We start from the raw sequence: 18,969 nt of genomic DNA, 5'->3' as shown, positions 1-18,969 counted from the left end.
CTCTCAAAGGTTAAGACTCAGGTATAAGTCATGGGGACGATAACGGTTAACTGCACGTTATGCATATGCATTCGAATATAACATTCTCGTATCGGAATTAAACGTTTGTTTATTTTTTAAAGGCGGAAATGATTCAGCATAAGAATTAATCAGCTCAACCCCGCGGTCATAAGGGATTTTTATCTCTTAATCAGACGGTTAGAGTAATGCAGTTGTTGCGCTATTGTGAGTGCTTTTGGTGGGGTTGAAAACGGTGAGTGAGGTGTGTCACATTTTAATATGTTGAAAATTATGAGTTTTAACTAAATTGATTATTTATGCGGATTTTATGTTGCGCGATATTTCGCCATATCGTGTAAAAGTAATGTTACATTTTTGTGGTGATGAATTTCAGCTTGGGCGTGGGTGCCCGCCAGAAGAAAAATGCATCACCTTGCCGGAAAAATGATCAGCGCGATCGGCGGCGCCAGAGGAAGCGAATCACGAAAAACTCAATCGCGCCCAGCAGTAAAAACCACAAACTAAAGACGATGGTATACAGCTGATTAACATCCATCAGATGCAGGCTTTCCTGCAGCTGTTTTGCCAGCTCAATACCAAATGAAGGCGCGGGCAGCAGCAGGGCAGAAAGAAAGCCCAGCAGCAGAATGCCGCCTGGGATGATCAGCGTTTCGAATGGGTTATTCATGGTCATTTTCCAAATCAGTTAGCGCGGGCATTAGCGCATAAAACCGCGCTACGGTGCAATCCCCGTGCCGAATCGCTCTAAGAAATTTCTTCTATTCCATTCACTTAGCGTCAAAAATAGCGAAAGTTAAGAGTTATAGCCTTTGCTATACTTAAATCCCTGATTTTACTGTCTTTTTTTTGCCGTTTTTGCGTGTTAGACTGCGCGCACTTTTTCATTACTGAACAATAAATGCGGAGAAGTAGCGGTTTTAGCGCCTGTTCCGCAGCATTGATTGAAAACCCATGACATTTATCGCAACCCTGATTTTGGCCTTTGGCATGTCGATGGACGCTTTCGCCGCAGCATTGGGCAAAGGCGCATCGCTGCATCGCCCGAATTTCAAAGAAGCGCTGCGTACCGGTTTGATCTTTGGCGTCATCGAGATGTTAACGCCGCTGATTGGCTGGGCAATTGGTCTTGCGGCCAGCCGCTACATCATGGCGTGGGATCACTGGGTGGCGTTCGTGCTGTTAACCGTGCTGGGCGGCCGTATGATGATGGAAGGCTTCCGTCAAACCGCCGATGAGCCGTGCGAAGCGCCGCAGCGTCACGGTTTTATGGTACTGGCGCTAACCGCTGTCGCCACCAGTCTTGATGCGCTGGCCGTGGGTGTTGGCCTGGCGTTCCTGCAAGTGAATATCATCATGACCGCCGTCACCATCGGCGCCGCTACCACTATTATGGCGACCACCGGCGTGCTGGTTGGCCGATTTATCGGTCCGGTGATGGGCAAATGGGCCGAAGTGCTGGGCGGTGTAGTGCTGATCAGCATTGGCTGCACAATTTTGGGCCAGCACTTAGGTTGGTTTTAATTTGTAGGGTCGCCATTCATGGTGACCGCTTTTAACTGCATCACTCAATTCCTAATTTCCCTTCATTATGTGATCTACTTCAAAAATAATTGCGGTAAAAACGCTCAGCGGCTATACTTTTTGCGTATTTCTTCAACAATTTTTGAACCAGGTGCCTTATGAAACGCTTTTTCCGCTACGTGTTTAACGCTTACGTTGAAACCTTCAAGCACGTACCGCCAGGCGCACAGCATTAATCCAGCGCTAACAGAATACCCTCGATAATCGCGGTCAGGGATCGACCTGTGGTTATCAACTGTTTTCTTATCTCTCCAGCCGCAATTCCCCCCATTTTCTCCCTAACTTGCTGATAAAACCCTTCAGCCATCAGATTTCGATCTGGCTATAGCCGCACGTTATACCCCGCAACTAAACAAGCATTCGTCACCCTTTCTCCTGCATGAAATAGTCAATTCAGGCCCTATAAACCGTCTGAAACGAGAAACATCATGCTGATCCCACAACCTTATTTACTCTTCCTCGGCGACGTAACCGATCCACTGGCCGCTAAAACCGCACGCGGCATCCACGTCTGGCGTCCAGAGCAGTGCGTTGGCGAAATCAAATTGCCGGGCTGCACCGTATCGCTGGGCCTCGACGTCCTCGACATTGCCGCTGCCAAAGCGCGCGGAGCCAAAACGCTGGTGCTCGGCACCGCGAATGCCGGCGGTTACTTGCCCACTCATTGGCTCGACACGGTAAAAAGCGCCATCTCAGCCGGGATGAACGTTGCCAGCGGTTTGCACCATCGTCTGGTGGATGAGCCGGAGCTGGTGGCATTGGCTAAAGAGTTCGGCGTGGAGCTGTTCGACCTGCGCCACATGCGTCCAAAACTGGAAGTAGGCAGCGGTAAGAAGCGCACAGGTAAGCGTGTACTTACTGTCGGCACCGATTGCTCGGTAGGCAAGATGTACACCTCGCTGGCGCTGGAAGCCGCGATGCGCGAACGCGGCATGAAAGCCGATTTCCGCGCCACCGGCCAGACCGGCATTTTGGTGGCAGGCGAAGGTATTGCGATTGATGCGGTGATTGCCGACTTCATCGCCGGTGCGGTTGAAGCGCTGTCGCCAGCCAATGACGCCGATCACTGGGATATCGTCGAAGGCCAGGGTTCACTGTTCCATCCTTCCTATGCTGGCGTCAGCATGGGCCTGATTCACGGTGCGCAGCCGCATTGGCTGGTGATGTGCCATGAAATGGGCCGTCCGCATATGCGTCATCTGCCGCATCAGCCGATGGTCAGCCTGAAAGATTGCGTCGAAGCCAACCTGCGCGCGGCGCACGTTACCAGCGACGCGGTGCAACTGGCCGGTTTCGCCATCAACACCTCGAACTACAGCGAAGAAGAAGCGCGCGCCTATTGCGCAGAAATCACCGCAGAATTCGGCGTGCCTGCCACCGATCCGGTGCGTTTCGGCATTGCGGATATCGCCGCGCTGCTGCAGGAGCGAGGCTAATTATGCGGCGCATGCAGATTGAAGTGCTGGAGCTGCCGCTGGCGCGTCCGTTTGCCATCTCACGCGGCACACGCACGGCGGTCACGGTGATTCGCGTGACGCTGGAGCAAAACGGCTTTATTGGCCGCGGCGAATGTACGCCCACGCCGCGCTACGATGAAACGCCAGAAAGCGTCAACGCCGAACTGGAAGCGTTGCGCGCCGACATGGAAGCGGGCCTGAGCCGCCTCGATCTGCAAAGCCGTTTGTCTGCCGGTTCAGCGCGTAATGCGCTGGACTGCGCGCTGTGGCGACTTGATGCCGCGCTGGCGAAGCACACGCTGTGGCAACAGTGCGAGCGTCGTCAGCCGCCATCGGTGATCACCGCCGAAACCCTCAGCCTCGATTCCATCGAGAACATGGCCGCCGCCGCTGCCGATGCGGTATCACGCGGCGCCATCCTGCTGAAAATCAAACTCAATCGCGACGAGATTCTGGAAAAAGTCGCCGCGATTCGTCAGGCCGCGCCGCGCGCCACCTTAATCATTGATGCCAATGAAGCCTGGTCGGGCGTGGATTTGCCCAGCCTGTTCAACGCGCTGGCGAGTTTTAACATCGCGATGGTCGAGCAGCCGTTACCGGCGGGCCAGGATCAGGAGTTGCAGCGCTTCGCGCACCCGATTCCGGTGTGTGCCGATGAGAGCTGCCACACACGTGAAGACATCGCGCAGCTGCGCAATCGCTACGAGATGATCAACATCAAGCTGGATAAGTGCGGCGGTTTAACCGAAGCGCTGGCGATGGTGGAAGAGGCGCAGAAGCGCGATATGCGGTTGATGGTCGGCTGCATGCTCGGCTCTTCACTGGCGATGGAAGCGGCGCTGCCGGTGGCGATTGCCGCTGAGCATGTCGATCTCGATGGCCCAATCTGGCTGGCCGCCGATAGCTCGCCCTTCCTTTCTTACGCTCAAGGCCAAATCTGGCTGTAACCCGCACGCGGAGCAACGATGACGGACACTTTACTTACACCCAACGCCGCCAGCGTTGCCGGTTCAGCACCGGTGCTCGCGATTCAGGATCTCAGCGTCAGTTTTCGCGGCCGCAGCGGCGAAAATCAGGCGCTGAAAGGCATCAGTTTTAACATTCATCAGGGCGAAATTGTCGCCGTGGTCGGTGAAAGTGGCTCGGGTAAATCGGTCACCTCGCTGGCGGTAATGGGCTTGCTGGCCTCATCCGGACGTATCGATCGCGGCAGCATGCAGTTCCGCGATCGTCAGGGCAACGCGCATCAGCTTGCCACGCTAAATGAAGCGCAGCGCCGTGCTTTACGTGGTCGTGAAATGGCGATGATTTTTCAGGAGCCGATGACCTCGCTCAATCCGGTGCTGCGCGTCGGCGATCAGCTGACCGAAGCGCTGCGGGATCATCAGATTTGCGACAAAATTCAGGCCGAGGCGCGCGCACGTGAATTACTGCGCCAGGTGCGCATCGCTGATGTCGATCGGGTGATGAAAAGCTATCCGCATTCGCTATCGGGCGGCATGCGCCAGCGCGTGATGATTGCTCAGGCGCTGGCCTGCGATCCGCAACTGTTAATCGCCGATGAGCCGACCACCGCGCTGGATGTCACGGTGCAGGCGCGCATTCTGCACATCCTGCGTGACCTGCAACGCGAGAAGCAGATGGCGGTGCTGTTCATCACCCACGACATGGGCGTGGTGGCAGAAATCGCCGATCGCGTGGTGGTGATGCTGCGCGGCGAAGTAGTTGAGCAGGGCACGGTAACTGAAATCTTCAACGCGCCGCAGCATCCTTACACCAAAGCATTATTGGCCGCAGTGCCGAAGCTCGGCGATATGCGCGAACACGCATGGCCACAGCGTTTTCCGTTGCTGGGCAGCAATGCCAGCGATAACAGCGAGCAACGCACCGCGCGCTACGACGAAACGCCGCTGCTGGATGTACGCGGCCTGAAAGTCTACTACCCGATTCGCAGCGGCATTTTCTCGGCGCTCACCCATCAGGTGCACGCGGTGGAGCAGATCGATTTCAGCCTGTGGCCGGGCGAAACCCTGGCGATTGTCGGCGAAAGCGGCTGCGGTAAATCCACCACCGGTCGCGCGCTGATGCGGCTGATCAACAGCGACGCCGACAGCATTCATTTCCAGGGCAATGAAATCGCCAACCTGAAAGAGGCGCAGTTCCAGCCGCTGCGCCGTGAAATCCAGATGGTGTTTCAGGATCCTTACGCCTCGCTCAATCCGCGTCTCACCGTCGGCTTTACCATTGCCGAACCGCTGCTGCTGCACGGCATGGTGAAGTCACTGGAAGAAGCGTCGCCGCAGGTTGATGCGTTGCTGAAAAGCGTGGGCTTATTGCCGGAACACGCACAGCGCTATCCGCACGAATTTTCCGGCGGCCAGCGTCAGCGTATCGCTATTGCACGCGCCATGGCGTTGAAACCCAAAGTGATCATCGCCGACGAAGCCGTCTCGGCGCTGGACGTGTCGATTCAGGCGCAGGTGGTGAATCTGATGATGGATCTGCAACAGCAAACCGGCGTGGCGTGGATTTTTATCTCGCACGACATGGCGGTGGTGGAACGTATCGCTAACCGCGTGGCGGTGATGTATCTCGGCCAGATCGTTGAGCTGGGGCCGCGTCAATCGGTGTTCAACCAGCCGCAACATCCGTATACCCAACGTCTGCTGGCCTCGGTGCCGGTGGCCGATCCCCAGAACCGTCAACCCCGCACTTTCGAGGACGGCGAAATTCCTTCGCCGCTGCGCAAGGTGGGAGAAACGGTCGTTAAACCGCGTTATCGCCAGGTTGCTCCGCAACACTGGGTCGCTGATTTTGTTTCGCGCTAACCCTCAATACCAGGAGATTTCATGAACCCGATTTTCCGCCGTACTGCGCTCGCGCTGGGATTGACCCTCTCGCTGGCCGCCGCTGCTCAGGCGCAGGATCTGCGCATTTCGATGTATGCCGACATCACCGGCCTCGATCCGCACGATACCTCCGATAACGTCAGCTACTCGGTGCAGAGCGGCATCTTCGAGCGTCTGTTCCAGTTCGATGCCAGGATGAAGCTGCAGCCGTGGCTCGCCACCAGCTACACCAGCAACGACAGCGCCACCGAATTTACTCTGACGCTGCGTAAAGACGTGACCTTCCAGGATGGCACGCCGTTCGATGCCGAAGCGGTAAAAGCCAACCTCGATCGCCTTGCCGATCAGACCAAAGGCCTCAAGCGCAACAGCCTTTACAAGATGATTGCGAAAGTGACGGTGCTGGCGCCGGATCAGGTGAAAATCGAGCTGAACCAATCGTTTGGTGCCTTCATCAACACGCTGGCGCATCCGTCGGCGGTGATGTGGAGCCCGGCGATTCTCAAGCAGTATCCGGAAGAAGCGCAGCTGCGCCTGCATCCGGTCGGCACCGGTCCCTTCAAATTCGTGACCTGGCAGCCGGGTAAAGCCGTGACGCTGGCGAAGTACGACGGCTACTGGCAAAAGGGCTGGCCAAAAGTGGATAACGTGATTTTCTCGCCAAGCCCGGAAGATGCCACGCGCGTGGCGGCGCTGAAGTCCGGCCAGGTAGATGCGATCTGGCCATTGCCATCCGACCTGATCGCCACCGTGCAGAGCGACAGCAAACTGGCGGTGCAGCGCGATCCGAGCATTTATCTCTATTACATGGCGATCAACACCCAGCACAAACCGCTGGCTGATGTCCGTGTGCGTCAGGCGATCAACTACGCCATCGACCGCGATCTGTGGCTTAAAGTGGCGTTTGCCGGCATGGGCAAACCGGCCAGCTCGGCGATTCCGCAAGGCGTGCAGTTCTACCAGAAGCAGAGCGCGCCGAACTATCGCTATGCGCCAGATGAAGCCAAAGCGCTGCTGAAAGCCGCCGGTTATCCGAACGGCCTCGATCTCAAACTGTGGGTCACCAACGCCACCGCCAGCGTGCGTGCCGCGCAGGTATTAAAAGCGCAGCTGGCAACTGTGGGGATTCGCGCCACGGTCACGCCGATGGATTCCGGCACGCGCAACGCCAAACTGTGGGGCGTGAAGGACCCGAAAGCGGCGGAATTTGATCTCTATTACGGCGGCTGGTCGACATCAACCGGTGATGCCGATTGGGCCTTGCGTCCACTCTACGCCACCGAATCCTGGGTGCCGACCTCGTATAACGTCTCGTACTTCAGCAACGCCGAAGCCGACAAAGCGATTGCTGGCGGCTTAGCCACCGCCGATCCGGCTAAGCGTGGCGAGGCCTACGCCGAGGCACAGAAAGCGTTGTGGAAAGAGGCGCCAGTCGCCTTCCTCGGCACGCCAGACAATCTGGTCGGCAAACGCAGCACGCTGAGCGGAGTGTCGATGCTGCCGGATGGCAACTTCCTGTTTAATCAGGCGACGTTTAAGTAAAGGTTGGCGGTCGCCATTAATGGCGACCCTACGTTGTAGGGTGCGCATTCATGCGCACCTGGAACAATCCGCACCCAACCAAAAGGAACCGCATGTTCGCATACATCATTCGCCGACTGCTGGAGATGATCCCCGTATTGCTGGTGGTCTCGCTGCTGGTCTTCGGCTTCATCAAACTGCTGCCTGGCGATCCGGCGCGTATCTACGCCGGACCGGATGCGCCTTTGGCCGCGGTGGAAGCAGCGCGTCAGCATCTTGGACTCAACGATCCGCTGCCGCAGCAATATATCAACTGGATCGGCGGCCTGCTGCGCGGCGATCTGGGCGTCACTTATCGCACTCAACAGCCGGTGCTGGACGTGATCAAACAGGGCTTTATGCCCACGCTGTGGCTGGCGCTGGCCGGTTTTGCCTGGTCGGTGATTCTGGGCCTATTCCTCGGCGTATTTGCCGCCCTGAAACGCGGTAAATGGCAGGACTGGACCTTAATGAGCGTCGCCGTCGGCGGCATCTCAATGCCCACTTTCTGGCTAGGTCTGCTGCTGATCCAGTTTGTCGCCATGCCGTTTGGCCTGTTTTCCGTCAGCGGCTTCAATCAGCCCAGCGACATCGTATTACCGGCGATCACGCTCGGTTCCTCGGTGGCGGCGGTGATGGCGCGCTTCACCCGCTCGGCATTTCTCGAAGTGGCGCAGGAAGATTACGTGCGCACCGCCAAAGCCAAAGGGCTGCGCAATCGGCTGGTGACGTGGAAACACGTGATGCGCAATGCGTTGATCCCGGTGATCACCATGCTCGGTTTGCAGTTCGGTTTTCTGCTCGGCGGATCGATCGTGGTCGAGAGCGTGTTTAACTGGCCGGGATTGGGCTGGCTGTTGATCGAGTCGATCAAGGCGCAGGATCAGCCGGTGATCCAGGCGTTAGTCATGCTGTTTGTGTTTGAGTTTATTGTCATTAACCTGCTGGTCGATCTGCTGTACGCCGTGGTCAATCCAGCGATTCGCCTGCGACAGGAGCCCTGATGAGTCTGCAATCTCTGCCTGCCCACGCGCAGGAGGCGATCCGTTCGCCGTGGCGCGATTTCCTGCACGCGCTGGTGCGTAATCCGCTGGCGCTGGTCTCCGGCGGCTTTGTGCTGCTGCTGGTGCTGGTGGCCATTTTCGCGCCGTGGCTGGCGCCATGGGATCCGATGGCACCCGACTGGATGGCGCTGTCATCGCCGCCCTCCAGCACGCACTGGATGGGCACCGATGAACTCGGTCGCGATCTGTTCAGCCGCATCATCTTTGGCGCGCGTATCTCGCTGTATGTTGGTGTGCTGTCGGTGACGCTCGGCATGGTGGTTGGCGTGCTGCTCGGCCTGCTGGCGGGCTATTACGGACGCTGGATCGATATGCTGATTATGCGTGGCTCCGACGTGCTGTTTGCCTTTCCCGGCATGCTGCTGGCGATTGCGGTGGTGGCGATTCTCGGTCCAGGACTCAACAACGTCATCATCGCGGTAGCGATCTTCAGCGTGCCGGTGTTTGCCCGCATCGTGCGTGCGTCCACGTTGTCGCTGAAGCAGGCGGCGTATGTCGAAGCGGTGCGCTGCGCCGGTGCGCCGGATCGCGTGATTCTGCTGCGCCATATTCTGCCGGGCACGCTGTCAAACGTGATTGTCTATTTCACTATGCGTATCGGCACCAGTATTCTGACCGCCGCCGGGCTGAGTTTTATCGGCCTCGGCCCGGAACCCGATGTGCCGGAGTGGGGCAATATTCTGGCGATGAGCCGCAGCATGATGATGGCTGGCTTGTGGCACGTCAGCGTATTTCCGGGTCTGGCGATATTTATTACCGTGCTGGCGTTTAACCTGTTGGGTGATGCGCTGCGCGACACGCTCGATCCTAAACTGAAGAGCTAAGCATGGACTTTCAACAACTGCAGCGCGACGTGCTGCTGCAACGCTGGCGCAGCGAGCGCCAGCTGGGACAACCGCGCAGCGCCAGCGGGACAACCAATCGCATTAGCGATGTGCCGGGCGTGCGCGTCGGTCACTACACGTTAGCCGACGGCGAGCGGCAAACCGGCGTCACCGCGATTGTGCCGCCGGGCGACAATCTGTTTACCCAGCCGCTGCCTTGTGCGGCGGCGGTGTTTAACGGTTTCGCCAAACCGGTTGGTTTGGTGCAGGTTGAAGAGTTGGGCGTGCTGCAAACGCCGATATTGCTAAGCAACACGCTGGCGGTCGGCACGCTGTTTACCACGCTGGTGCGCGATGCCATCAGCCGCAACAGCGAGTTGGGCCGCAGCTTGCCCACGGTCAATCCGCTGGCGCTGGAGTGCAACGACGGCTGGCTCAACGATATTCAGGCGCTGGCGATCACCGAGACGATGGCGCAGCAAGCACTCTATGACGCCACGGCAGATTTCGATCGCGGCAGCGTCGGTGCCGGGCGCGGCATGAGTTGTTTCAGTTTAAAAGGCGGCATTGGCACGGCATCGCGCATGATTCCGTCGCTCAATGCCACGCTGGGCGTGCTGGTGCTGGCGAACTTCGGCGCATTGACCGCGCTGACGCTGGATGGCGTGCGCCTGGGTGAAATGATCGCGCCGCTACTGCCGGAACTGACGCCGCAGCGCGATGCCGGCTCCATCATCATTATCATGGCGACCGATGCGCCGCTCGATGCGCGTCAGCTGAAGCGCGTCGCTAAACGCGCCGGTGCCGGTTTGGGACGCCTGGGTAGCTATTGGGGCCACGGTTCGGGCGATATTGCAGTGGCATTTTCCACCCAGCCACAGCCGCAACCGCCAGAAGAATCCACGCTGGAACCGCTGCTCGCCGCCGCCGCCGATGCCACCGAACACGCGGTGCTGGATGCCTTACTCAGCGCCGAAGCCGTCACCGGTTTCCGCGGCCATCATCGCCCGTCGTTAACCGAAGTATTAGATCGATTAGCTGCATCGTAGGGTCGCCATTCATGGCGACCTCTGCCAATAACCGCACGGAACCAACCTCATGAAAATCTTCATCTCTGCCGACATCGAAGGCATCGCCGGCGTCATGCGCCCTGAACAGTGTTCACCGGGCCACGCCGAATATCAGTTAGCGCGCGGACTCATGGAACAAGAAGTCAACGCCGCCATCGATGGCGCATTTGCCGGTGGCGCGACGGAAGTGGTGGTGGCCGACAGCCACGCGCAGATGACCAACCTGCGCGCGGAAAATATTGATCCCCGCGCGCGCATGGTGCAGGGCAAACCGCGCGGCTTATCGATGGTGGAAGGCATTGAGCAGCAGCCGTTTGATGGCCTGTTCTTTATCGGCTATCACAGTGCGGCGGGCGAACCGGGCGTGCTGGCGCACACCATTAATGGCCGTGCGTTCTGGCGCATTCACATCAACGGCAAGGTGATGGGCGAGACTGACATCTACGCCGCAGCCGCTGCCGAACAGGGCACGCCGCTGTGGCTGGTGAGCGGTGACGATCAGCTCAAAGGCTGGATTGCCGAGCATTATCCCTCGGTAGATTACGTCTGCGTGAAGCGCGCCATCTCGCACACCTGCGCCGAATCCATCAGCCCGCAGGCGGCGCAAAACGCCATTCGCGCTGCGGCAACTGCTGCGGTACAGCGCAAACGTCAGATCAGCACCACGCGGCTGAGCGCGCCTTATGAGATGCAGCTGCAAGCCAGCAAACCGGTATTGGCGGACCTGTTTAGCCTGATTCCCGGCGTGACGCGCATTGACGCGGTCACCGTTGGCTATCGCGCCGACGACATGAATACGTTAATCAGCCTGCTGAGCGCCTTCTCCTATCTGGCAAGTACACAATCGTGATCGTAGGGGCGCCATTTATGGCGACCGCGCTAAATCATCAGGTCGGTCCGCATTTCCTGCTGAATTTTGCTAACCTGCGCGCAATTTATATATAACAACGAGGCAGTCATGCAGCTCTGCAGTTTTTATCTTATTGACCAGGAAAGAAAAAGTTACGGTATCGTGCAGCAAGAGGGCGTGATTGATATCGGCGCGCGTCTCGGCGCTGACTGCCCGGACCTGAAAACCTTGCTGCAACGCGGCGCGTTAAGCGATCTCGATGCTTTCGTTTCACAGCCCATTGATCATCCGTTTAGCGCCATCCGCTTTCTGCCGGTGGTAGAAAATCCTGGCAAAGTGTTCTGCGTTGGCATGAACTACGCCGACAAACGCAAAGAGTTCGCCGAGACGATTGAAGCGCCGACGCTGTTTGTGCGTTTCGCGGATTCGCTGGCGGCGCACGAGCAGCCGCTGCTGAAACCCGCTACCACGCAGGAATTTGATTACGAAGGCGAACTGGCGGTGATCATTGGCAAAGCGGCCTATCAGGTGAAAGCCGCCGATGCGCTGAATCACGTTGCGGGTTACAGCTGCTTTATGGATGCCACGGTGCGCGACATGCAGTTTACCTGGTTCACCGCCGGGAAAAACTGGCAGCAAACCGGCGGTTTCGGGCCGTGGATGACCACCGCCGACGAGATCCCCGATCCGCAGCAGCTGGCGATCAAAACCTGGCTCAACCAGCGCGAAGTGCAGAACGACACCACCGCGAGCATGGTGCATCCGGTGGCGAAGATTATCGAGTACATTTCCGCGTTCAGCCCGCTGTCGCCAGGCGATGTGATCATCACCGGTTCACCGGGCGGCGTCGGTAAAAAACGCACGCCACCGTTGTTTATGTTCCCCGGCGATGAGATTGAAGTGGAAATCGAAAAGATCGGAAAATTACGTCACCGTATCGCATAAAACGGTCGCCATAAATGGCGACCCTACGACGGTTTTGTAGGGTGCGCATTAATGCGCACCTGGAATATTACGTTGCGTTAACGTGTAAACGTCACCACGCGGCTGCGATTCAACAGCAGCCGCAGCGTATCGCCTTCGCGCACAATCGCGAAGCGCTTCTCCCACGGTCCATCCTGCGCGGTGGCTAATAGCCGATTGTTACCCAGCGACTGCAAACGCGCACGAATCGCCGCCGGGCCGATGCCCATGATTAAGCTTTCGCCCTCAATCACCAACTCGCTGCGCCAATGCGGCGCGAACCAGCGGCCTTGCAGATTATCGAGACTGGCCTGATCGGCCTGTACCGGCACAAAACGTCGTGCGGCATGGCCAATCTCTCCCACAATCGCCGTGCCATCATGACGTAACCGCATCGGGAAAGTGCTGGAGAGCGACACCGCCGTGCCGTGCACATCGTCACGCCACAAGGTTTCGCCTGCGCCGAGCCAGGTGGCGGTCACGCCTTTGATTTCCAGCCAGTCGGCGGCGTCTTGCGCCACGTAAAGTCCGGGCGTTAAATCGTGTCCTTTCTCCGGTAACGCGCGGTTGAGCAGCGCCGCCATCACCCGCAGCACGCTTTCCGAGGTGGTGACATCTTCGCGGTTGGCGACCAGCGCCACGCCGATTTTCAGTTCCGGATGCAGCAGGAAATAGCTCTTATAACCGGCATGCGAACCGCCGTGACCAAACAGCGTCTGGCTGCCGAGCGTCGAACTGGTAATGCCCAAACCGTATCCGCTGGTGCGGCCATCGTTGAGATTACGCGGCGCGCTCAAGCGTTGCAGCACGCCCGCGCCCGGTCCGCTATCGGCCAGCAGGCTTTGCAGCCAGCGCGTCAGATGATTCAGGCTGCCAGTGACGCTGCCCGATGCCGAGAGATGCAAACCGGCGCTGGAGAGCTGCCACTGCGCGCCGTTTTGCCAGTAGCCAGGCACCAAACCAGGCACGATATCGAACCAGCTTTCCGGCGCAATCAGGTTGATATCCAGCGGATCGCAGATGTACTGCTGCAGCAGATCATTGAATAACACGCCTTTGGCTTTCAGCGCCTCTTCCACCAGCCGATAGCCGGTGTTGGTGTAGGAGATTTCGCTGCCGGGCGCATAGTTGAGCTCGCCTTCGCGCGCGATAAAATCCAGCAGGTCGTCGGCGCTGGTGGCGTTGTACACCGATAATCCCAGCAGCGATAAGGTTTCGCGCACGTCCGGCAAACCGCTGCTCATATCCAGCGCCTGGCCGACGGTGATTTGGCCGTTGGCTCCGTTCAGCTGCGGCAGATGCTGCGCCAACGCATCGTCGAGCTTGAGGTAGCGGCGTCCCGGCCCGGTCACCAGCGCGGCGAACAGATGTTTGGTGATCGAGGCGAAACGCACCACGCTGTCGGCGCTGAACGGCGTTTGCTGCGCCAAATCGGCCAATCCGGCGCAGTGCGTTGAGTGAATCTGGTGCGCATCAAACAGAATCATTGCGCCGCCCGGCGCGCCCGGCTGTTGCCAGCTTTCAGTGATCTGTTGTGCGACATCCGCAGCGCGTTGCCAGTTAGCGGTCATGCCGGTTCCTCCAGCGTCATGCTGAGATCGAAAAGTTGGGCGGTATGCGGATGCTGGATGCGCCGCGCGCGCAGATCGTCGGCGCTCAGCTGCTCCACCATCTCGCCATTCTGCATCACGCCAATGCGCTGACACAGGTGCGTTACCACCGCGAGATTGTGCGTCACCATAATGTAGGTGAGTTTGCGCTCGCTGCGTAGATCGCTGAGTAAATTGAGGATTTCGGCCTGCACCGACACATCCAGCGCCGAGGTCGGTTCATCCAGCAGCAGCACTTCCGGTTCGGCGATCAGCGCGCGTGCAATCGCCACGCGCTGACGCTGGCCGCCCGACAGCTGATGCGGATAGCGGAAACGTACCGAGGCGGGCAAGCCCACTTCGCCTAACGCCTGGCTGATGCGCTGTTCGGCGCGATCGAGCTGATGCACCAGCAGCGGTTCGTGCAGGATGCGATCAATAGTTTGACGCGGATGCAGCGAACCAAACGGGTCCTGAAACACCATCTGCACCTGACGATAGAAGGCGCGGCTGCGTTTGGCGCTGAGCTGCATACCGCCAAACAGCATGCTGCCTTGCCAGTCGGCATTCAGCCCAGCGAGTGCACGCAGGATGGTGGATTTTCCCGAGCCGCTTTCACCGACCAGGCCAAAGCTTTCGCCGTTACCGACTGAGAAGCTGACGTCTTTCACCGCCGTGTGCGCACCGAAGTTGATGCGCAGGTTATCGATTTGAATCATGGGAAGCCTGTAAATTCTGTGCGTCCATTTAAACGGTCGCCATGAATGGCGACCCTACGCTGTGCGCCGATAGTTATTCGCGCCACGCGGCATCGCGCTGCAATACGGGTAAACGCTCGCGCGGATGGCGCAACGACGGCAAACACGCCAGCAAACCGCGCGTATAAGGATGCTGCGCCTGTTGCAATTGCCCGGCATCGAGCAGTTCGACGATGCGGCCGGCATACATCACCGCCACGCGATCGCAGAAGTGCGACACCAGCGGTAAATCGTGGCTGATCAGGATCAGCCCCATGCCGCGCGCCGAGACCAATTCGTCAATCAGCTTGAGGATCTCCGCCTGCACCGTGGCATCCAGCGCACTGGTGGGTTCATCAGCGATCAACAGTTCCGGATCGGGCGCCAGCATCATGGCAATCATCACGCGCTGGCCCATACCGCCTGAGACTTCATGCGGATAGTGTTTCGCCACGGCTGCGGGATCGCGAATTTTCACCTGCTCCAGCAGCTCAATCGCCGCCTGCATCGCCGCTTTATGGCTGCCGCCTTTGTGCTCGCGCCAGGCTTCGGCGATCTGCTGGCCGATGGTCATCACCGGGTTGAGTGAATATTTCGGGTCTTGCAGGATAAAACCGACGCGCTTGCCGCGAATTTTACGCAGCACTTTCTCGCTGGCACCGCGCAAATCGATACCGTCGAAGCGCAGCACGTCAGCGCTGACTTCTGCATTGCCCGGCAATAACTGCATCAGGCTGCGCGCGGTCAGCGACTTGCCGGAACCGCTTTCGCCGACAATGGCGAACTTCTCGCGGCCCACGCTAAAACTGACGCCGCGCACTGCTTCAAAGGTTTCGCTGCGCGAGCGGAAGGCAACGCGCAGGTTCTCGATTTCCACCAACATTTAGCGCTCCTTAGGATCCAGCACGTCGCGCAGACCGTCGCCGAGAAAGTTAAACGCCAGCGACGTCAGGAAAATCGCGATACACGGCATTAATGGCACCCACCATTCGCTGAACAGGAAGCGACGCGCGGTGGCGATCATCGTGCCCCATTCCGGTGACGGCGGCTGCGCGCCCATGCCAAGGAAGCCAAGGCTGGCGGCGGTGATAATGATGGAGCTCATGTCCAGCGTGACGCGCACAATCAGGCTTGGCACGCACAGCGGCATGATGTGGCGCAGAATAATGCGCAGTGGCGACGCGCCGGTCAGACGGCTGGCGGCGATAAAGTCGCTGTGGCGGAACTGCAGCGTTTCAGCGCGCGCCAGACGCGCATAAGGCGGCCATGACGTCAGGGCAATCGCCAGAATCGCGCTCTCAACGCCGGGTTTCAGCGCGGCAACAAACGCCAGCGCCAGAATCAGACGCGGGAAGGCGAGGAAGATATCGGTCAGGCGCATCAGCGCTTTATCGATGAAGCCTCCGGCATAACCGGCGATACAGCCAATCAGCAGGCCGAGTGGCGCGGTAAGCAGCACCACGGCGATTACCATGCCGAGCGTGGTGCGGCCGCCATAGATAATGCGCGTCCAGACATCGCGCCCCAGTTCATCAGTGCCGAGCCAGTGCGCGGCAGAAGGTGCCGCAAGACGGTTTTCCAGATGCTGCACGCCGGGATCGAACGGCGTCAGCCACGGCGCAAACAGCGCCAGCAGCAGCATCACCGCCACCACCAGCAGTCCGGCCATCGCCAGCGGATTGCTGCGCAGGCTGAGCCACAGGCGATAACGCCGGCCCCACACCGCCTGGCGACGATTGGCGGGCGTGTCGTCGAGCAGCCATTCTCGTGAGAAGAAGATCATTTTACGCGCGGGTCCCAAAGTCGATAGAGAAGGTCAGCCAGCTGATTGAGCAGCACATACACGGTGCCGACCAGCAAGGTTGCGCCGATTACCGGGTTCATGTCGGCGTTCATCAGCGATGTGGTGAGATATTGGCCGATACCGGGCCAGGCGAAGACGTTTTCCGTCACCACCGCGCCCTCCAGCAATCCGGCGTAGGTCAGCGCCAGCACCGTGACCAGCTGAACCGCCACGGTGGGAAACGCATGCCGCCAAATCACCCGCCGTGACGATAAACCTTTGGCGCGCGCGGTGATCACGAACTCGCCGCTCAGCGCGTTAAGCATAAAGGTGCGCGTCATACGCGTGATGTAGGCCATGCTGAAGTAGGCCAGAATCAGCACCGGCTGCGCCATGTGCGCCAGCGCATCCCAGAAGGCGTCGGTTTCCCCGGCCAGCAGCGAATCGATGGTGAGGAAGCCGGTGACCTGCGGCACCATATCCTGCCAGATGATGTCCTGCCGTCCGGGGCCGGGCGCAATGCCGAGTACCGCGTAGAACACCAGCAGGCTCAGCAACGCCAGCACGAACACCGGCAGTGAATGGCCCGCAAGACAGATGACGCGAATGGTTTGATCGACCCACGAACGTTGACGCACCGCCGCCCACACGCCGAGCGGAATGCCGATCGGCGCCGCGATGATGATCGCCGCTGTTGCCAGCTCCATGGTGGCGGGGAAGAAGCGGGCAATGTCGGTAATCACCGGATTCGAGGTGAGAATCGATTTACCGAGATCGCCATGCAGCAGTTGATTAAGGTAATGACCAAACTGCACGTAAAGGGGCTGATCCAGCCCCATTTCCGCACGCACGCGCTCAACCACCGATTGCGGTGCGTTATCACCGACCGCCGCCAGCACCGGATCGGTGGGCATAACGCGGCCAATGAAAAAGGTCAAAACCGACAGACCAAACAGCGTCAGCACCAGGCTTCCCAGGGTGCTGACGATTCTCTTCAGTAACGGCATCAGGCTTTTTTCACCTGCGCATACGGCCACTGCTCCAGCACGGTCATGTGAACATCACTCAGCGCTTTGCTGGTGGCCACGTTTTTGGTCTTCTGCATCATGAAAATGAACGGGCTCTTCTCGCGGCCTAGCTGCTGAATCTGCTGATAGAGCGCGATACGCTTCGCCGGATCCGGCTCATGTAACGCCTGCTCGGTGAGTTTATTGAACTCTTCATCTGACCAGCTGCAGCGCCACGCCAACGTGCGCGCACGCGCGTTATCGCTGTTGTCGGTGTTAACGCAGAAGGCTTCGGTGTTGGAGTTAGGATCAAAGTAATCGGCACCCCAAACCGTCAATGCCAGCTGATGCTGACGCGCGCGCATTTTGGTCAGAACCTGACGGTTTTCGGCGGCGATCAGTGACACTTTGATGCCAATCGCGCCCAGCTGGGTTTGAATCGCCTGCGCGATGTCCGGATACGGTTGCATTGAGTAGTGATCGAGGGTGATTTCGAAGCCATCCGGGTAACCCGCTTCGGCCAGCAGCGCTTTGGCTTTCGCCAGATCTTTGTGGAATGGCGTATCGTCCAGCGCCGCCGGGAAGCCGCTCGGCAGGAAACTTTGATGAGTAACAAAACTCATCGACAGAATGTTTTTCTGGATGCTTTCGTAATCCAGCGCCCACTTCAGCGCCTGCCACACCTGCGGTTTTTTCAGGTACTGATTATTGGTGTTGCACGACATCAGCATGATGGCCGACAGCGACTGATTCACCAGCGACACGCTGCTGTCGTTTTTCACCTGTAGCAGCTGTTCGGTGGTGAGGTCATACGCGGCATCGACATCGCCTTTTTTCAGCATCAGCGCCTGCGCGGCCGGGTCGGCGATGTGTTTGAGGATCACGCGTTTGGTTTTGCTTGAACCTGCATATTGCGGGCTAATCTCCAGAATCACCGTTTCGCTGGCATTCCAGGTGCGCAGGGTAAAGGCACCGGAACCGGCGCTGTGCTGTTTCAGCCAGCCGTTACCGAAGTCATTGTTCTGCTGGTTCGCCAGACAGGCTTTCTTCGACACGATGCTGCCGACGGTGGCGGATAAGCAGTAGAGCAGGAAGGTTTCGGCCGCCGGCGCGCCGAGTTTCATCTCAACGGTGTGCGCATCTTTCGCGGTCACCAGCTGCGTCACGTTGTCTTTGGTGAAGCCAAACTGGTTGATAATAAAGGCCGGGCTTTTATCCAGCTTGACGATACGTTCAATCGAGAACGCTACATCTTCTGCAGTGAGCGGCGAACCATCGGCGAATTTAGCTGCCGGATCGAGATGGAAAGTGTAAGTGCCGTTATCGCTGCTGACGTCCCAGCTTTGCGCCAGTTGCCCAATCACTTTATCGGCTTGCTTTGGATCGGGCGTGACTAAACGTTGATAGAGGTTGCCACAGATCTGGCCGCCGGTGGCTTCGAAGCTTTCGTGTGGATCGAGGCTGGTGATGTTATCGAGCTGCATCGCGATCACCAGCATGGTCGGCGGCGTCGCGGCAAAGGAAGAATTCAGGCTGAGGTAGGAAACAACAGGTACAGCAGTGCATCCTGCAAGAAAACGTCTTCTGGTAACCATGTAAACTCCCAACTGATTG

17 protein-coding genes are annotated in these 18,969 nt (G+C 58.4%); 10 read left to right on the top strand and 7 right to left on the bottom strand.

Annotated features, from left to right (window positions below; all coding sequences use genetic code 11):
* Positions 1-448: 448 nt before the first annotated feature.
* Complete coding sequence (locus ACXIZX_RS18360) at positions 449-688, bottom strand: DUF1158 domain-containing protein (RefSeq protein WP_007891898.1); 240 nt, start codon at positions 686-688, stop codon at positions 449-451.
* A gap of 284 nt (positions 689-972) precedes the next feature.
* Between ACXIZX_RS18360 and mntP the strand changes: the two genes are divergently transcribed.
* The 10 genes from mntP (at position 973) to ACXIZX_RS18310 (ending at position 12,221) form a co-directional block, all read left to right on the top strand.
* Positions 973-1,542 (top strand): manganese efflux pump MntP, encoded by a 570-nt coding sequence (gene mntP, locus ACXIZX_RS18355; protein WP_061719827.1) that lies wholly within the window; start codon positions 973-975, stop codon positions 1,540-1,542.
* 488 nt (positions 1,543-2,030) lie between these two features.
* Positions 2,031-3,038, top strand: a complete 1,008-nt coding sequence (gene dgcN / locus ACXIZX_RS18350) for an N-acetyltransferase DgcN (RefSeq protein WP_479404694.1) — start codon at positions 2,031-2,033, stop codon at positions 3,036-3,038.
* A gap of 2 nt (positions 3,039-3,040) precedes the next feature.
* The gene (gene dgcA / locus ACXIZX_RS18345; RefSeq protein WP_154183238.1) at positions 3,041-4,006 is read left to right on the top strand and encodes an N-acetyl-D-Glu racemase DgcA; all 966 of its coding nucleotides are present in this window, start codon (positions 3,041-3,043) and stop codon (positions 4,004-4,006) included.
* 18 nt (positions 4,007-4,024) lie between these two features.
* On the top strand, positions 4,025-5,887 hold the full coding sequence (locus tag ACXIZX_RS18340) for an ABC transporter ATP-binding protein (RefSeq protein WP_479404693.1): 1,863 nt from the start codon (positions 4,025-4,027) through the stop codon (positions 5,885-5,887).
* A gap of 21 nt (positions 5,888-5,908) precedes the next feature.
* Complete coding sequence (locus ACXIZX_RS18335) at positions 5,909-7,450, top strand: glutathione ABC transporter substrate-binding protein (protein ID WP_479404692.1); 1,542 nt, start codon at positions 5,909-5,911, stop codon at positions 7,448-7,450.
* 92 nt (positions 7,451-7,542) lie between these two features.
* Positions 7,543-8,472: an ABC transporter permease gene (locus ACXIZX_RS18330; protein WP_008106670.1), complete on the top strand. Its 930-nt coding sequence runs from the start codon at positions 7,543-7,545 to the stop codon at positions 8,470-8,472.
* A complete protein-coding gene (locus ACXIZX_RS18325) occupies positions 8,472-9,356 on the top strand; it encodes an ABC transporter permease subunit (RefSeq protein ID WP_007891891.1) in 885 nt (294 codons plus the stop codon). Before ACXIZX_RS18330 ends, ACXIZX_RS18325 begins: the two co-directional genes overlap by 1 nt.
* A gap of 2 nt (positions 9,357-9,358) precedes the next feature.
* Positions 9,359-10,405, top strand: a complete 1,047-nt coding sequence (locus tag ACXIZX_RS18320) for a DmpA family aminopeptidase (protein WP_479404691.1) — start codon at positions 9,359-9,361, stop codon at positions 10,403-10,405.
* Positions 10,406-10,454: 49 nt separating this feature from the next.
* Positions 10,455-11,276: a M55 family metallopeptidase gene (locus ACXIZX_RS18315; RefSeq protein WP_154183244.1), complete on the top strand. Its 822-nt coding sequence runs from the start codon at positions 10,455-10,457 to the stop codon at positions 11,274-11,276.
* Between the two features lie 108 nt (positions 11,277-11,384).
* Positions 11,385-12,221: a fumarylacetoacetate hydrolase family protein gene (locus ACXIZX_RS18310; RefSeq protein ID WP_179453133.1), complete on the top strand. Its 837-nt coding sequence runs from the start codon at positions 11,385-11,387 to the stop codon at positions 12,219-12,221.
* Between the two features lie 77 nt (positions 12,222-12,298).
* Here ACXIZX_RS18310 and ACXIZX_RS18305 read toward each other — a convergent pair whose 3' ends face one another.
* The 6 genes from ACXIZX_RS18305 to ACXIZX_RS18280 all read right to left on the bottom strand — a co-directional run bounded on the left by ACXIZX_RS18305 (position 12,299) and on the right by ACXIZX_RS18280 (position 18,950).
* Positions 12,299-13,810, bottom strand: a complete 1,512-nt coding sequence (locus ACXIZX_RS18305; protein ID WP_479404690.1) for a serine hydrolase domain-containing protein — start codon at positions 13,808-13,810, stop codon at positions 12,299-12,301.
* Entirely contained in the window at positions 13,807-14,547 is a 741-nt protein-coding gene (locus ACXIZX_RS18300; RefSeq protein ID WP_061719816.1) for an ABC transporter ATP-binding protein, read from the bottom strand. The genes ACXIZX_RS18305 and ACXIZX_RS18300 overlap by 4 nt, the downstream gene beginning before the upstream one ends.
* Positions 14,548-14,620: 73 nt before the next feature.
* Positions 14,621-15,448, bottom strand: a complete 828-nt coding sequence (locus ACXIZX_RS18295; RefSeq protein ID WP_479404689.1) for an ABC transporter ATP-binding protein — start codon at positions 15,446-15,448, stop codon at positions 14,621-14,623.
* A complete protein-coding gene (locus ACXIZX_RS18290) occupies positions 15,449-16,348 on the bottom strand; it encodes an ABC transporter permease (RefSeq protein WP_154157288.1) in 900 nt (299 codons plus the stop codon).
* Positions 16,345-17,355, bottom strand: coding sequence for an ABC transporter permease (locus ACXIZX_RS18285; protein ID WP_479404688.1), 1,011 nt, complete (start codon positions 17,353-17,355; stop codon positions 16,345-16,347). The genes ACXIZX_RS18290 and ACXIZX_RS18285 overlap by 4 nt, the downstream gene beginning before the upstream one ends.
* Positions 17,355-18,950, bottom strand: coding sequence for an ABC transporter substrate-binding protein (locus ACXIZX_RS18280; protein WP_154193938.1), 1,596 nt, complete (start codon positions 18,948-18,950; stop codon positions 17,355-17,357). Before ACXIZX_RS18280 ends, ACXIZX_RS18285 begins: the two co-directional genes overlap by 1 nt.
* Positions 18,951-18,969 lie beyond the last annotated feature (19 nt).

Source organism: Candidatus Pantoea symbiotica, from assembly GCF_056491525.1.
The sequence above is the reverse complement of the archived record's forward strand: the minus strand, read 5'-3'. Positions and strand labels throughout refer to the sequence as shown.